The sequence below is a fragment of the Colwellia psychrerythraea genome (assembly GCF_000764185.1).
Taxonomy (GTDB): domain Bacteria; phylum Pseudomonadota; class Gammaproteobacteria; order Enterobacterales; family Alteromonadaceae; genus Colwellia; species Colwellia psychrerythraea_B.
On record NZ_JQEC01000021.1, the window covers coordinates 87985 to 102599 of the forward strand.

17 protein-coding genes are annotated in these 14615 nt (G+C 37.1%); 13 read left to right on the forward strand and 4 right to left on the reverse strand.

Annotated features, from left to right (window positions below):
* Positions 1-168: 168 nt before the first annotated feature.
* The 10 genes from GAB14E_RS13130 (at position 169) to GAB14E_RS24095 (ending at position 5841) form a co-directional block, all read left to right on the forward strand.
* Positions 169-567 carry a DUF4267 domain-containing protein gene (locus GAB14E_RS13130; protein WP_033082058.1) on the forward strand — a complete coding sequence of 133 codons (399 nt, stop codon included), beginning with the start codon at positions 169-171 and terminating at the stop codon, positions 565-567.
* A 29-nt stretch (positions 568-596) separates the two neighbouring features.
* Entirely contained in the window at positions 597-1136 is a 540-nt protein-coding gene (locus GAB14E_RS13125; protein ID WP_033082059.1) for an isochorismatase family protein, read from the forward strand.
* Positions 1137-1235: 99 nt separating this feature from the next.
* A complete protein-coding gene (gene bluB / locus GAB14E_RS13120) occupies positions 1236-1886 on the forward strand; it encodes a 5,6-dimethylbenzimidazole synthase (RefSeq protein ID WP_033082060.1) in 651 nt (216 codons plus the stop codon).
* A gap of 86 nt (positions 1887-1972) precedes the next feature.
* Positions 1973-2362 carry a VOC family protein gene (locus tag GAB14E_RS13115; RefSeq protein ID WP_033082061.1) on the forward strand — a complete coding sequence of 130 codons (390 nt, stop codon included), beginning with the start codon at positions 1973-1975 and terminating at the stop codon, positions 2360-2362.
* Positions 2363-2683: 321 nt separating this feature from the next.
* Complete coding sequence (locus tag GAB14E_RS13110) at positions 2684-2914, forward strand: hypothetical protein (RefSeq protein ID WP_033082062.1); 231 nt, start codon at positions 2684-2686, stop codon at positions 2912-2914.
* Positions 2914-3195: a cell division protein ZapA gene (locus GAB14E_RS13105; RefSeq protein WP_033082063.1), complete on the forward strand. Its 282-nt coding sequence runs from the start codon at positions 2914-2916 to the stop codon at positions 3193-3195. The genes GAB14E_RS13110 and GAB14E_RS13105 overlap by 1 nt, the downstream gene beginning before the upstream one ends.
* A 205-nt stretch (positions 3196-3400) precedes the next feature.
* Entirely contained in the window at positions 3401-4126 is a 726-nt protein-coding gene (minC, locus tag GAB14E_RS13100; protein ID WP_033082064.1) for a septum site-determining protein MinC, read from the forward strand.
* 28 nt (positions 4127-4154) lie between these two features.
* Positions 4155-4964 (forward strand): septum site-determining protein MinD, encoded by an 810-nt coding sequence (gene minD, locus GAB14E_RS13095; RefSeq protein ID WP_033082065.1) that lies wholly within the window; start codon positions 4155-4157, stop codon positions 4962-4964.
* A 1-nt stretch (position 4965) separates the two neighbouring features.
* The gene (gene minE, locus GAB14E_RS13090) at positions 4966-5244 is read left to right on the forward strand and encodes a cell division topological specificity factor MinE (protein ID WP_033082066.1); all 279 of its coding nucleotides are present in this window, start codon (positions 4966-4968) and stop codon (positions 5242-5244) included.
* A 165-nt stretch (positions 5245-5409) separates the two neighbouring features.
* Complete coding sequence (locus tag GAB14E_RS24095) at positions 5410-5841, forward strand: flavin reductase (protein ID WP_052093639.1); 432 nt, start codon at positions 5410-5412, stop codon at positions 5839-5841.
* Positions 5842-5915: 74 nt separating this feature from the next.
* Here GAB14E_RS24095 and ansA read toward each other — a convergent pair whose 3' ends face one another.
* Positions 5916-6926: an asparaginase gene (gene ansA, locus GAB14E_RS13085; RefSeq protein ID WP_033082067.1), complete on the reverse strand. Its 1011-nt coding sequence runs from the start codon at positions 6924-6926 to the stop codon at positions 5916-5918.
* Between the two features lie 559 nt (positions 6927-7485).
* Entirely contained in the window at positions 7486-9396 is a 1911-nt protein-coding gene (gene sppA / locus GAB14E_RS13080) for a signal peptide peptidase SppA (protein WP_033082068.1), read from the reverse strand.
* A gap of 217 nt (positions 9397-9613) precedes the next feature.
* Between sppA and GAB14E_RS13075 the strand changes: the two genes are divergently transcribed.
* On the forward strand, positions 9614-10312 hold the full coding sequence (locus GAB14E_RS13075; RefSeq protein ID WP_033082069.1) for an HvfX family Cu-binding RiPP maturation protein: 699 nt from the start codon (positions 9614-9616) through the stop codon (positions 10310-10312).
* 109 nt (positions 10313-10421) lie between these two features.
* Here GAB14E_RS13075 and GAB14E_RS13070 read toward each other — a convergent pair whose 3' ends face one another.
* Positions 10422-11318: a DMT family transporter gene (locus GAB14E_RS13070; protein ID WP_033082070.1), complete on the reverse strand. Its 897-nt coding sequence runs from the start codon at positions 11316-11318 to the stop codon at positions 10422-10424.
* Between the two features lie 526 nt (positions 11319-11844).
* Between GAB14E_RS13070 and GAB14E_RS13065 the strand changes: the two genes are divergently transcribed.
* Complete coding sequence (locus tag GAB14E_RS13065) at positions 11845-12441, forward strand: nitroreductase family protein (protein WP_033082071.1); 597 nt, start codon at positions 11845-11847, stop codon at positions 12439-12441.
* Between the two features lie 110 nt (positions 12442-12551).
* On the opposite strand, the gene asnS is transcribed toward GAB14E_RS13065, so the two are convergent.
* A complete protein-coding gene (gene asnS, locus GAB14E_RS13060; RefSeq protein WP_033082072.1) occupies positions 12552-13952 on the reverse strand; it encodes an asparagine--tRNA ligase in 1401 nt (466 codons plus the stop codon).
* Positions 13953-14166: 214 nt separating this feature from the next.
* On the opposite strand from asnS, the gene GAB14E_RS13055 reads away from it, so the two are divergent.
* Positions 14167-14586 carry a hypothetical protein gene (locus GAB14E_RS13055; RefSeq protein ID WP_231562022.1) on the forward strand — a complete coding sequence of 140 codons (420 nt, stop codon included), beginning with the start codon at positions 14167-14169 and terminating at the stop codon, positions 14584-14586.
* Positions 14587-14615: the final 29 nt, after the last annotated feature.

Genomic DNA, 14615 nt, shown 5'->3' on the forward strand with positions numbered 1-14615 from the left:
TATAAAGTGGCAGGGTCAGTGGGTAACAGAGCAACATTGCTTGAATTTAAAAAAATAAAGCCATACGATAGTCTACAGTGAATCCCTGTGTTTTAAGCCTCTGTTAATTCAAGCACAAAATACACTGACTTTTTTCCTAATTACGTATGTTTACATGGATAGCTTCTAATGCTTAAAAATACTAGAGTCGAAAAAATCGCTTTCATCTTAGTTGCTCTGATGATTTTGTTACAAGGATTTTATGGCGTTTTTGCTTACCTTGATTCAGCTACTTTTGCTAACTTAAGAGGCACTGAGTTATTTTTAAACACGGATGCTGACTGGGTTAAAATTTATGGCTCGCGAACGCTGTTCATCACATTAATTCTCGGTTATCTGTTATATAGCCGTAATTACTTAATCTTAATGTGGTGTGCATTATTTGGTACGATAATGCCGATCACAGATGCCTGGCTTGCCTATGAAGCTCAAGCGCCAATCAAAGTTGTATTAAAGCACCTGGCTACAATTGGGTATCTAGTGCTGATAATCTTCGTTTTAAGAAAAACAATTACGAATAAAAAATAAAAACGCGCTTAAGGTGTTCTGGGGACTATATGTTAGATAGAGAAAATACAGGCCTTATTGTCATTGATCTGCAAGGAAAATTAGCGCGTTTAGTTCATGATAGTGATACTTTAATTGCCAATTGTGAAAAGCTCATTAAAGGTGCTCAAACACTTGGCTTACCCATTATATGGCTTGAACAAAACCCTGAAAAACTTGGCCCAACGATAAATAGTTTGGCTGTTTTACTGGAGGGACAACAGGTTATAGCAAAGTTTAGCTTCGATGCTGGTCAAGAGCCTAATTTTATCGAAGCAATACAAGCCTCGAATGTTGATAGCTGGCTTGTTTGCGGAATTGAAGCACATATTTGTATATACCAGACCGCTATAAGCCTAAAAGCATCAGGATTTAATGTTGAGTTAGTTGGCGATTGCATTTCATCACGTACAGTTGACAATAAAACACTCGCCATAAATAAGCTGCTTAATCATGGCGTAGATATTACCGGATTAGAAATGTGTTTATATGAGTTGGTTAAAGACTGTCGCGCCCCCGAATTTAAAGACATTTTGAACCTAATCAAATAATCGGAAACTTTAAAGCAGCTTAAAGCCTTTTTGGTGTTTTAAGGTTGGTAATGAGCACACCATTAATATTACAATGCTTCGATTTATATTGAGGCGACTATGAATATAACTGATGCAGAAAGAGACGCTCTATATAAAGTGATTTATTCACGTAGAGATGTCAGAAAAGACTTTCTTCCTACCCCGATCCCTGATGAAGTTTTAGAACGTATTCTTAAAGCGGGCCATCATGCGCCGAGCGTTGGTTTTATGCAGCCCTGGGACTTTGTTTTGGTCACTGAAGAAAAGACTAAAAAGGCGTTGAAAAAAGGTTACGATGTAGCAAGCTTTGAATCGGCTCAACTATTTTCTGATGAAAAAAAGGATAAATATCAAAGTTTCAAGTTGGAAGGTATCCTCGAAGCACCATTAGGCATATGTGTGACTTGTGATAGAGAAAGAAATGGACCCGTAGTTATAGGCCGCACTATCAAACATGAGATGGATCTTTATAGCACTGTTTGTGCAATACAAAATATGTGGTTGGCGGCAAGAGCTGAAAATATCGGTTTAGGCTGGGTAAGTATCATACATGATGATATCTTGCGAGATGCTTTAGATATACCGAGTAATATAGAGATCATAGCGTATTTGTGTTTAGGTTATGTGTCAGAATTTCAGGATAAACCCGAATTAGAAGAGTTTGGTTGGTTAGCTAGAGAAGATATCAGTCAACTTATACATAAAGAAAAATGGACCAACAGGGCGTAAAAATGGCCGTGTTAAAATAGCTAAGCAGTGTAGAGTAGTCCAGTACGCGAATGCATTACCGACGCCAATCATTTAAGGAAATATCAATGAATCATGCTTTTCACTTGTCTTTTGTTGTGCCTAATAAGGAACTGGCTCGATCATTTTATATTGATACTTTGGGCTGCTCAGTAGGTCGAGACAATGACACTTGGTTTGATATATTGTTTTTTGGTCACCAGTTAACCATTCATCAAGCTTCTGAAAAAATGCCTGCATTTACAATTAATCATTTTGGCCCTATCTTGGATAAGAAAGAATGGCTAACAGTTATTGATAAATGTGAATCTAATAATGTAGAGGTGATATTGCCGCCAACGATAAAAAGCCTAAAAACAGAAGATGAGTCGGGTAAATTCATTGTTAAAGATCCCTCCGGCAATGTTCTTGAGTTTAAATATTATTTAAATGTTAACAAAACGGTTAGTTCACGATAGAAACTCACGTGCAGTGAATAGTATATTTCATATACAGCCATCACTAGGTTAGATAAATAGAATACACTAAATACTCTTTGTTTAGACCACAATACCAGTGCTTCAATAAACATATTGTAAAAATAACCTTAGTTATACTTCACTACTAATTGTTTAATTTATAACATAAAAGTTTATTTTTTAAACGTAATTATCTCAGTCTCGCATTTGTTCAAAATTGTTACATTATTTAGGACAATATTTGTGCTTAAAGCTAGCATTCTGCCTCGCTTTAGATTAAATTTGCTGCCTTAAATTTATCACAGTTAATAAGAGCGCCTTATGTTAGAAAATACTCTCCCTCAACTCGAACAACTGATTGAAGACATCATTAAAAAAAATAACCAACTAAAAAGCCAAGTAAGTGAACTAGAGCAGCAAAAATCCGTGCTTATGGATGAAAATGAAACCTTGCAACTTGAAGCACTTGAAGGTGAAGAAAAACAAAAACAGACCAGTGATGTACTAACAAACCTTTTAGGTAAATTGCAAAGTGTAGAAGAAGTTACTTAATGTTTGCTGAAGACTCTAACGGGATCAGCATTGAAATTATGGGCAAGCAGCATCAGTTTACATGTTCAAGTGACCAGGCAGTAGATTTACACATAGCGGCTAACAACCTTGCTGCTATGTGTGATGACATTAAGCAGCAATCTGCTATTGGTAACAGTGAGCGAGCTTTATTGGTCGCTGCTATTAATTTAAGTTATTCATTATTAATGGCGAATAAAAAAATTGATCGCAATCAACTTGGCCAGGATGCTTTGATATCAACCCTACAAAGCGCTTTATAAAACCAAGTGACATGATGATGTAGGTCTCAGCCTTAATGAGTGCCGGTACCTTGATTGAGTATTAACCATTTTAATTTTCAGGATTGCTACTTTAAAGACTTCATAGCGTGGCAGTGCTGACAACTTTATGTTTTTTCACACGTATATTACGCTAGGTTAGTGATAGCAGTGGCATTGAGTTGTCTTATTTCAGGAAACCTTCTTTATGGCTTTTGCCAGCATTGAATTTAAAGGGTCTAGTTTTACCCTATCTGTTTTACAGTTGAAAACATCTTTATTAGTGGATATTCGTGCTGATTTAACAAAAAAAATTGCGCAAGCCCCTGATTTTTTTTACCTAGTTCCACTGGTAATCAATATTGAAAAGATCAACGACAGCATAGACTATCAAGCAGTAAAGTTATTAATTGAAGAGCTTAATTTTACCTTTGTAGGTTTTACTGGCTCGGTTGATAAAGAGCAACGTCAGCTTATTCGTGAACTTGGCTTTTCATTTGTTAATACGGCGAGAGCCAGTACAACAAATGGAACAAGCAAAAAAACTACTGCGGCAGTGGTAGTGGAAAAAGCAGAGAAGATAGATAGTGCCCCGCAACGCCAATTATACACTGACAAAGTACACCGCGGCCAGATTCGCTCAGGCCAGCAAATTTATGCTAAAAATCAAAACTTGGTCGTTATTGGCTCAGTATCGGCTGGGGCTGAAGTGATTGCCGACGGTAATATTCATGTTTATGGCGCATTACGGGGCCGAGCAATAGCTGGGGCTACCGGCCATATTCATGCACAAATATATTGCCAAAACCTTGAGGCTGAACTCGTCTCTATTAATGGTAACTACTGGCTGAGTGAATCAATGGAAGATCACTGGGGCTCACCGGCGCATATTAATTTGACTGACAACGAATTAACGTCAGCAAAACTTATTTAATTTTTAACTTATAAAGGATATTCGGTCAATGGCACGAATAATAGTGGTTACATCAGGAAAGGGCGGCGTTGGTAAAACGACATCAAGTGCAGCAATTGGTCTTGGTTTAGCATTAAAAGGCAATAAAGTTGTCTTAATCGATTTTGATATTGGTCTACGAAATCTTGATTTAATCATGGGATGTGAACGTCGTGTTGTTTATGATTTTGTGAATGTAATTAATGGAGAGGCTACTTTAAACCAAGCACTCATTAAAGATAAACGTGTCAGTAGTTTATCAGTATTACCCGCTTCACAGACCCGTGATAAAGATGCGTTAAATAAAGAAAATGTTGGTAAAGTGCTTGAAGAGCTGGGTAAAAGCTATGACTTTATCGTTTGTGATTCACCTGCTGGAATTGAAGCGGGTGCTATGATGGCACTTTATTATGCAGATGAAGCCATTGTAACCACTAATCCAGAAGTATCATCGGTACGCGATTCAGATAGAATTTTAGGCATGTTAGCAAGTCGTTCACGTAGAGCCGAATTAGGCTTAGAGCCAATTAAAGAACACTTATTATTAACACGTTATTCACCTAAACGTGTTGCCGAAGGTGAAATGCTCAGTGTTGAAGATGTTGAAGATATTTTGTCGATACCGTTACTTGGTGTTATTCCAGAATCACAAGCTGTACTTAAGGCATCTAATGCTGGTGAACCGGTAATTTTAGATACCGATAGTGATGCAGGACAAGCTTACCAAGATGTGGTGGATCGTCTTTTGGGCGACACTGTTGATTTTAGGTTTTTAGTTGCTGAGAAAAAAGGCATCTTTAGTAGAATGTTTGGAGGATAACATGGCATTACTGGATTATTTTTTACGGAAGAAAGAAAAGCAAGTAACCACAGCTTCTAAAGCTAAAGAACGCTTGCAAATTATTGTTGCTCATGAACGTAATCATCGCAATAAACAGCCTGATTATTTACCGCAACTCACCGAAGATATTCTGGTGGTATTGCGTAAGTACATTCAAGTTTCGGATGAAAGTTTTTCGATAAACCTTGATAACAAAGATGGTGATTTAAACGTACTTGAGCTAAATATTGAATTACATGATGATCAAATTAAAAGCTAAAATTCTGATTTTGCGAGATAAAGGCCGAATAGAGAACAACCGAGTAGGCTGAACATAATCTGATTTTATTTAATCCAGTTTAGCTTTTGGATTTTTTGTTTTCGGTCACGCTGTAGTATTTTGTATACTGCTGTTAGCTTTTTAAGCTCAACAAATAGGAATTTTATGTTCACTAACGGAGTGTCCGTTATTATTACGGGTACAAATGATGACTATAAAGCAATGTCAATTGCTTGGGTATCCCAAGTAGAAAAACGGCATTTAATTGTTTCGGCCCCAAAAGGTGCTATAGCGACTAATTTATTACTGAAACATCAGCTATTTTCAGTGAATGAGTTGGGCTTAGGGCAAGAAGGTATAGCGAAGCAATTTGGTGGTAAAGATTGCATTAAAAATCCAATCACTTCACCAGCAAAAATCAAATTGACTGAGCATAATGTCCCTATTATTGTGAATTGCTGTTCATCGACAATTTGTAAGGTGATAAATGTTGTCGAAATTAACGAACAAGTGTTAATCACTGCCGGCATTATTGATACAATTGACGGTTTACAAATGTCACCATTAATTTTTAACAAAGCTGCATACTTTAAATAATAAGCAGCATCATTAAAATCAACGCTGAACTTAATATACGGCCAGGTTATATTCAGCGTTTAGTTCGGCTATGTTTAGCTAAGTTCACCACGTAAACTTTTATCCATTTGCTGACACATATCATCATAACTTAGGTTTTTACTCAGCAAGTAATGCAACTTAGTTAATGTCGCCTCTAAAGTCATATCATGACCACTGATAACACCCACTTCACTTAGGGCATTACCTGTTGCATAACCCGACATATTAACTTTTCCTTTTATGCATTGGCTGCAGTTAACCACAACAATCCCTTGTTCTTTTGCTTTTCTTAAACAGGATAACAATGCTTTATCTTGTGGCGCATTACCAACACCATAACTGCGTAAAATAAGGGCCTTGACTGGCTGTTTAATAACATTTTCAATTACTGCACTGCTAATACCAGGATATAAATGGACAACACCAATGGGCTGTGGAGTAATGGTTGATAGTTGTAATGGCTCGGCTTCTTCAATTGAGTCTGCAAGAGTTCCAGCCACTAATTGAATATTAATACCAGCTTCAAGTAATACTGGCATGTTAGGTGAGTCAAAAGCGTTGAAGCCATCAGCATAAGCTTTTATGCAACGGTTACCACGGAATAGTTTGTTATTAAAAAATAAACTAACTTCACTTATAGGGTAATTAGCGGCTATGTATAAAGCATTAAGTACGTTTACTTGGCCGTCAGAGCGAAGTTGGCTCAAGGGTATTTGTGAACCAGTAACAATGACAGGTTTACTTAAATTTTCAAACATAAACGATAATGCTGAACTGGTATAGGCCATAGTATCTGTGCCATGTAGAACCACAAAACCGTCATAGTCATCATAGTTAGCTTTAATATCATTAGCGATGCGTTGCCAATCACTTGGTGTCATATTTGATGAATCAATCAGTGGGTGATATTCACTGATGGTAAACTCTGGCATTTCACTACGATGAAATTCAGGCAAGGCATTAATCGATTCAGTCAGATGTCCTTTTGCAGGTACAAAGCCTTGGGTACTTTGCATCATACCTATAGTACCGCCAGTGTAAGCAACGTAAATTTTTTTGTTCATAACTAAGACTACTTATTTTATTCCACCCTTAACTCAGTCGTTCATGCAAGTTTTAATGTTACTTTGTCATTAAAATGCTAGTTGATATCGATAATTGAATTAGAAAGGTGTTGGCTAATTTTATGAGCTGTATTATATAGTAGCAGGCAGGAAGTTTGCTATAGCTCATTGCGTATCAATTTACCAAACAAGAACATATGGTATGGTGCAAATATATATTGCCTAAGCATATACCCGTTCCACTTGAAGATGCAGGGTTCAGCTGGAATTATAAACGCCTTTAGGCAAGGCTTTGATTGAAGAGAATAGTTATTCTATTGTCGAAATCAATAACGCAGCATAAAGCGTTTATAAACTAGCCCTTTGGGGAAACGAGCATCTTCAAGTAGAGCGAGTATATATATACATAAGAGGGGAGTTTTCAGTAAAATTTTTTCGTTAATATTTTTTCAGAGTTGCGAATAAAAAAGGGGCTGTCATTTTCATAACAGCCCCTTTGAATAAATATAGTTTTGATTTTTTGATCAATTAATTGTTCAAGTTAATCTTAGTGCAGGTATTAGTTTGCACTACAAGCTACACATAAAGTATAACGACCTTGTGGATCATTGAACTGATTAATTTGACTCAATTGATTCTTCATCATAGAAATAAACTGTGTCAGCGGTGCACTACTTGTTGCATTAGTCGCTAAATCAATTGCACTATGCTCTTCATTTGGACTAAATAAAGCAACCACTGTTGCTGATTTACCAAGTAACATTTGCATTATTTTATTACGTGAAGTTTGCTCTTTTTCAACTAATAATGTGTCGTACTGTTCTAAATTAGCGAGGCTTGCCGCAGCAACCACTGCATCAGTTAAATTACCTAACTCATCAACTAAACCAAGTTCTTTTGCCTTTTTACCAGACCAAACACGACCTTGTGCAATCGCATCAACTTCTTCTACTGTCATATCACGGTTGCTAGCCACCAATTGAATAAATTCTTGGTAACCTCTGTTGATTGATAATTGGAATAAGTTTGCCATGCCAGGGGTTAGGGCTTGTGTTGGACCAAAGCCTGCAATGTCGGTAGTACCTACGCCATCCGTATGGATTCCCACTTTGCTTAAAGAATCTTCAAAAGTCATCATCATACCAAAAATACCAATTGAACCTGTGATAGTAGAAGGAGCCGCGTAAATTTTATCTGCCGGTGCTGAAATCCAGTAACCACCGGAAGCAGCATATGTGCCCATTGAAGCAACAACAGGTTTACCTGCTTTTTTCAATAACTCTACCTCTTGGCGAATTATTTCAGAAGCGTAGGCACTGCCGCCAGGGCTATCTACACGAAGTACCACCGCTTTAACATCATCATTGTTACGTGCTTTACGTAATAATCTAGCTGTACTGTCGCCGCCAATGGTACCGGGCTTTTGTGAGCCATCTAAAATAGTGCCTTTGGCAACAATAATAGCAACTTTATCGCTGCTCTCATCAGTTATGTCCACGTTTTCATCTAAAGCAGAGCTAGTGGCAGCAATATAATTTTTGTAGCCAATATGGCTATAACTGTCACCTTTCTTATTCTTGCCAACCAAACCCATTAATTCAGTACGCATTTCTTGACGTGTTTTTAATTGGTCAACCCAATTATTGTTTAGTGCGTATTTAGCAAAGCTACTATCGGCGGCGCTAAATTTTGTCACTAGGCTGTCAATATTCTCATCAAAATTTTCTAGACCAAAACCTCGACGCTTGGCGACATCTTCTTTGTATTGCATCCATAAGTCAGCTAACCAAAGTTTGTTAGCTTCTTTAGCTGCATCAGACATATCATCACGAATAAACGGTTCAACGGCTGACTTGAATGTGCCGACACGGAAAATGTGTTGATTGATGGATAATTTTTCTAAGGCTGATTTAAAATACATTTTATAACGGCCATAACCATCAAGTAACATAAAACCTTGTGGGTTCAACCAAATACTGTTGGCAGTACTAGCTAAATAATATTGGTCTTGTGAAAACTGGTCACCAAGGGCAATAACTTGCTTGCCAGAGCTTTTAAAGTCTTCTAATGCAACAGCAATATCTTGCAGCTTAGTTAAACCTGCACGTTGTAAACCTTGTAATTGTAAAACGAGTACTTCTACTCGATAATCTTTTTTCGCTTTACCAATAACATCAATAATGTCGCTCAGTAAAACTTCCGGTTTGTCTTCTTGTTGCTCCATAGCTTCTGTTACAAAAGCTTCCATAGGATCAACTTCACGTTTTTGTTCAACGATATCACCAACAAGGTTTAATACTAAGGCCGTTTTTTCAGGAACTTGTATTTGCTCTTCACCACTTGATAATACGCCAATGAATGCGAATAACAGTACAAAAAATACTAGGTTTACCACGACAGAACGCGTAACACTTAATGCGCGCCATAGAGAAGAAAATATCCGTTTTATAATGCCTGGCTTATTATTCATATATATATCTTAAATAGGTTAAATTAATAAAATCACACCTATATACTACCTTAATGTTTACCAAAACTTAACAATTGGTCCTAGCTAGATTGTAACTATTTATGGCTATTAAGCTAATATCAGTGCTTTAATGATAAATATTGCTGAAGATGAAAGACTTTATAGATTTAATCGTTCTTATTATTAATCGTATTAATTCTTAAATAAGATACAACCTATGCAAATTCTACAACATTACTACCAATGCTTTTTAAAACAGCTTAAAAATTTCGATGGTATACCCGCGCTATTATTGAGGTTATACCTTGCGCCAGTATTTATCATGGCAGGATTTAGTAAAACTCAATTACTCAATGAAGAGGTCACTGGTTTTAGTGCTTTTTTCGCGGATCCTAATATAGTCGCTTGGTTTGGTAACAGTGATTGGGGTTTAGGTTTACCATTCCCAGCATTACTCGCCAATTTAGTTATTCTGGTTGAATTTTTTGGCGGCTGGTTTTTATTAATTGGTGCTTTTACCCGTTTAATTAGTATTCCATTGATGTTTACTATGATAGTCGCAGCGACCTCTGTACATGCCGATAACGGTTGGTTTGCTATAACTCCGACTAATAGCGATATTAGTCCAGCGAAAGTTGCCACTTGGCTTGGTGTTGATAGTGCACAAGCGAGTTTAGAAAATAGTGAACAGACAGCCATTCGGCTTAAAAAAATGCGTGAGCTATTGGAAGCTAATGGTAATACTGATTGGCTTTATGATAAGGGCAATATTGTCGTCTTAAATAATGGTATTGAATTTTCAACAACGTATTTCATCATGCTACTAGCGCTATTCTTTATCGGTGCAGGGCGTTATACCAGCGTTGATCATTATATAGCACAGCGATTTTTGATTGTAGAAAAGAGATTTAGCTAATGTGTGAACTATACATTTCAATTAAAGCATAAAAATAAATCTGAACAGTATTTTACACTGTTCAGCTTTTTTTATACCTGAAGATATACTTAGGCGTTTTTACAGACAGTTAATTATTAACACCCTTTTTTTTGAAGCCAGGTATTAAGTGGCCAAAATGATAAAGGCTTAACCCTAACAACACCATAAAAGCACCAATTATCAATTTATCATTTATCTCTTCACCGTTTAAAGTAGCGCCTAAACTCAAGGCTATTACCGGAGTAATTAAGGTGATCAAAGTAACATTACTTGCCGATAATTTTTGCAGTACGGTGAAGTAAGCATAAAAACCAATCAATGAACCAAAAATGCCTAAATAGAGTGTTGCCCAAATAGACTTTTCTTGCCACAGTTCAACTGGCAAGGTGCCATCAAGCAGCAACCAACTCACTAAAAACATAGGTGTAGCTACCGTTAAAGAACCAACCGTTGTGGCTAATGGGTGAATCGCTATAGATACACTTTTAACTAACACGCCACTTAAACTGAAGAAAAACACTGCCAATAGAATAAACACAACGCCATAAATGCCATTATCAGCCAAAGTAAAATTATCAGAGCAAACTACGGCTAAGCCTATTAATGAAATAGCCATCGATAACTTGCGAACACTACTGATACTGGGCTCAGCTAATATTTTCTTTGCTAGAATCGCTGAGATAACGGGCGACAAACCAAAAACCAAAGACATAATACCGGATGATAAATAGGACGCCGCTAAGTATGAACAAAGCATACCGCCAAAAATACCCAGTGCCGAATAGGTATATAAAGTTAATGCATTCTTGTGCCAAGGAATATTTATTTTACGAACTTTAATCACCAAGGCGCCGAGCACCAAGGCGATAAGCATCCTAAGTAATACCGCTAAACTTGGATTAATTGACTCGCTACTCCACACTATACCCAATGGGGTGGTAGACCATATTAATAGTACCGCCAAATAGGCAATTGACACTGACATTTTTATCTCCTTGGTTGCTTGTTTAAAATATTGATTAAGCTAAGGCAGACAATTGCGTTTTTTTGAAGGGAAAGAAAACAAAAAAGCCGCAAGAGTTGATTTCTGCGGCTTTAAAAGTGAACAAATAATTATTGTTTAATTATTTTATTTTCAATGCTCCGCAGTGTACAGGCCAATTTAACTGGCGCTTAACTTGCCACAGTCGATTGACCACAAGCAGATAGCTCATAGCTATTGCTTTAGGGTTTCGAATACTAATTATGGCGAGTAGGTTGCTATGCATTATTTTTCTTTATATTAAATTATATTAAGTTAGCTTACTGCTATTATTGAGTCTTAACGAGCTCAATTATGTACAGTTTTGTTACGTTTTATAATGGTGGTAGAGCATAATGAAGTCAAGCATAAATAAACGTTCAGTCAAACAAAAATATTTTAAATTTTTTAAGCCTTTTATTGAGATAAGCATGTACAAAATTTTTTTTAACGATAAACTTTAGAGATAATCACTTGTTAGAGGTACTTCATGAACGCTATTGAATTATTATTACAACGCCAATCAACGCCATTACTTACCGAGCCAGCGCCAACAGAGGCCGACTTATCAACGTTATTATCTGCAGGTATGCGGGTACCTGATCATGCCGGATTAAAACCCTGGTATTTCCATGTTATTACTGGCCAAGGCTTACAGCGCTTGAGCGATCTCTATGTTGAAGCAACAACTGAAGATTTATCTAGCATGGCTGGTTTAATAGAAGGCACTACCATAGATGAACATGCTTTTAACGAAAAAATTGCGAAAGTCGAAAAAATGCCTTTTAGAGCACCGATGATCATTGTTATTTCAACACAATATATTGACCATAATAAAGTACCAGAGCAAGAACAACTGGTTGCTGCAGGTTGTACTGCTCAAGCTATGCAAATGGCTGCATTTGCACTAGGTTATGGCGCGATGTGGCGCACGGGTGACTTAGCTTACAATGAGATAGTTAAGCACGGCCTAGCTATTGAAGAGGGAAACGAGATTATCGGATTTTTATATATAGGTACACCAACAAAGGCAATTAATGCAAAACCTGCAAAAGACTATCAAAACAAGGTAACTTACTGGCAGTAGTAAATTATGGGCATAATAAAGGCGACATAATGTCGCCTTTATTATATCTAACACTAATATTTTAATTGAGCGCTTTAACTGATCGTTGCAGCGTCAAACTAGGTTAGTAATTAGAACGCAGCGTTATTAGGTGTTCTTGGGAATGGGATTACGTCACGAACGTTTTGCATACCTGTTGCATAAGCAACTAAACGTTCAAAACCTAAACCAAAACCAGAATGAGGTACAGTGCCGTAACGACGTAAGTCTCTATACCAACTGTAATCTGCAATGTCTAAGCCCATTTCTTCTAAACGACTGTCTAGTACGTCAAGTCTCTCTTCACGTTGACTACCACCAATGATTTCGCCAATACCTGGTGCTAGAATATCCATAGCAGCAACAGTTTTGCCATCATCATTTAAACGCATGTAGAAAGACTTAATGTCTTTTGGATAGTTTTGTAAAACTACTGGACCATTAAAGTGCTCTTCAGCCAAGTAACGCTCATGTTCAGAGTTTAAATCTACCCCCCAGGCAACTGGGTTTTCAAATTTCTTACCGCAGTTTTCTAAAATAGTGATAGCGTCAGTGTAATCAAGGCGAACAAAGTCAGTATTAATAACAGAATTTAAACGGTCAAGCACCGTCTTATCTACACGTTGTTGGAAGAAGGCCATATCATCAGCGCGCTCTTCAAGAACCGCTTTAAATACATACTTAAGCATTTCTTCTGCTAAATCTGCAGCGTCTGATAAATCAGCAAAAGCGATTTCAGGTTCAACCATCCAAAATTCAGCTAAGTGACGGGTAGTATTGGAGTTTTCTGCTCTAAAAGTAGGCCCAAAAGTATAAACCTTAGATAACGCGTTACAATAAGTCTCTACGTTTAACTGGCCAGATACAGTTAAAAAGGTCTCTTTACCAAAGAAGTCTTTGTTGTAATCAACTGTGCCTTCATCGTTACGTGGTAAGTTTTCCATATCAAGCGTACTTACACGGAACATCTCGCCAGCGCCTTCACAATCACTACCAGTGATAAGTGGTGTACTGATCCAGAAATACCCTTTGCTATGCAAGAATCTGTGCACGGCTTGCGCTAAACAGTTACGTACACGGGTAACCGCGCCGCCGATGTTAGTACGTGGACGTAAATGTGCTTGTTCGCGTAAAAACTCAATACTGTGGCGCTTAGCAGCCATTGGGTAAGTATCAGGGTCTTCAACAAGACCTAAGACTTCTACCGCTGTTGCTTGAATTTCAAAAGATTGACCTTTACCAGGAGATTCAACCAAAATACCCGTTACTTTAACTGAGCAGCCAGTGGTTAATTTAAGCACTTCGCTGTCATAATTATCGAGTTCATTAGGCACAATGGCTTGAATAGCATCAAAACATGAACCGTCATGTATTGCTAAAAATGAAATACCAGCTTTTGAGTCACGGCGTGTTCTAATCCAACCGTGGACGGTAATGCTCTCATTAACAGGGAAGTTACCTGCTAATACATCAGTGATTGCTATAACTGACATTTAATGACCTCTTATTCTTATATAGATGATTGAAATTGCTTTAATAACGAGTGATTGGTTTTTTCTATTCACGATAAGTGATTGAAAATTTAATCGTATTGCTATTATGCTGAAAATGGGGTGATATGTTACCGTGACAAGGCGTAAATGCAATGCTTAATTGCACTGAACATTAACAAATAGTGCTCCTGCACATGAAAAGTTGTATAAATGAATGAAAACAATCTTAAATAAAGAAAAAATGACACAAACTAATGAAGCACATAAAATAGAACGAAGAGCCGAACGGAGAAAAACTACCGACTTTTGGAGTTACGCTCAAGTTACTTTATCGCTACTAAGCTGGTTAGTTTTTTTGATAGCCTTAGTTATGTCTTATTATGCAGCACCAGATAAAGATTATGGTGTATTACGTTATTATGATATTGAAATTCGCCAATTTTGGTTAACGCCATTAACTGGTTATCTATATATACTGTTATGGCTTAGTGCATTGGGCAGCTATTTAGCGCTAATGACCGATAAATATCGCAGTCGACGTAGGAGTGATAATCCTAATTTCAGTATGATTTTTTTACTTGCCGTTAATCTTACTTGGCTGGTCTATATATTAGTTAAAGTACAGTTGCTTTAGTAAATAACTGTACTTTCAGCTCTACAAAG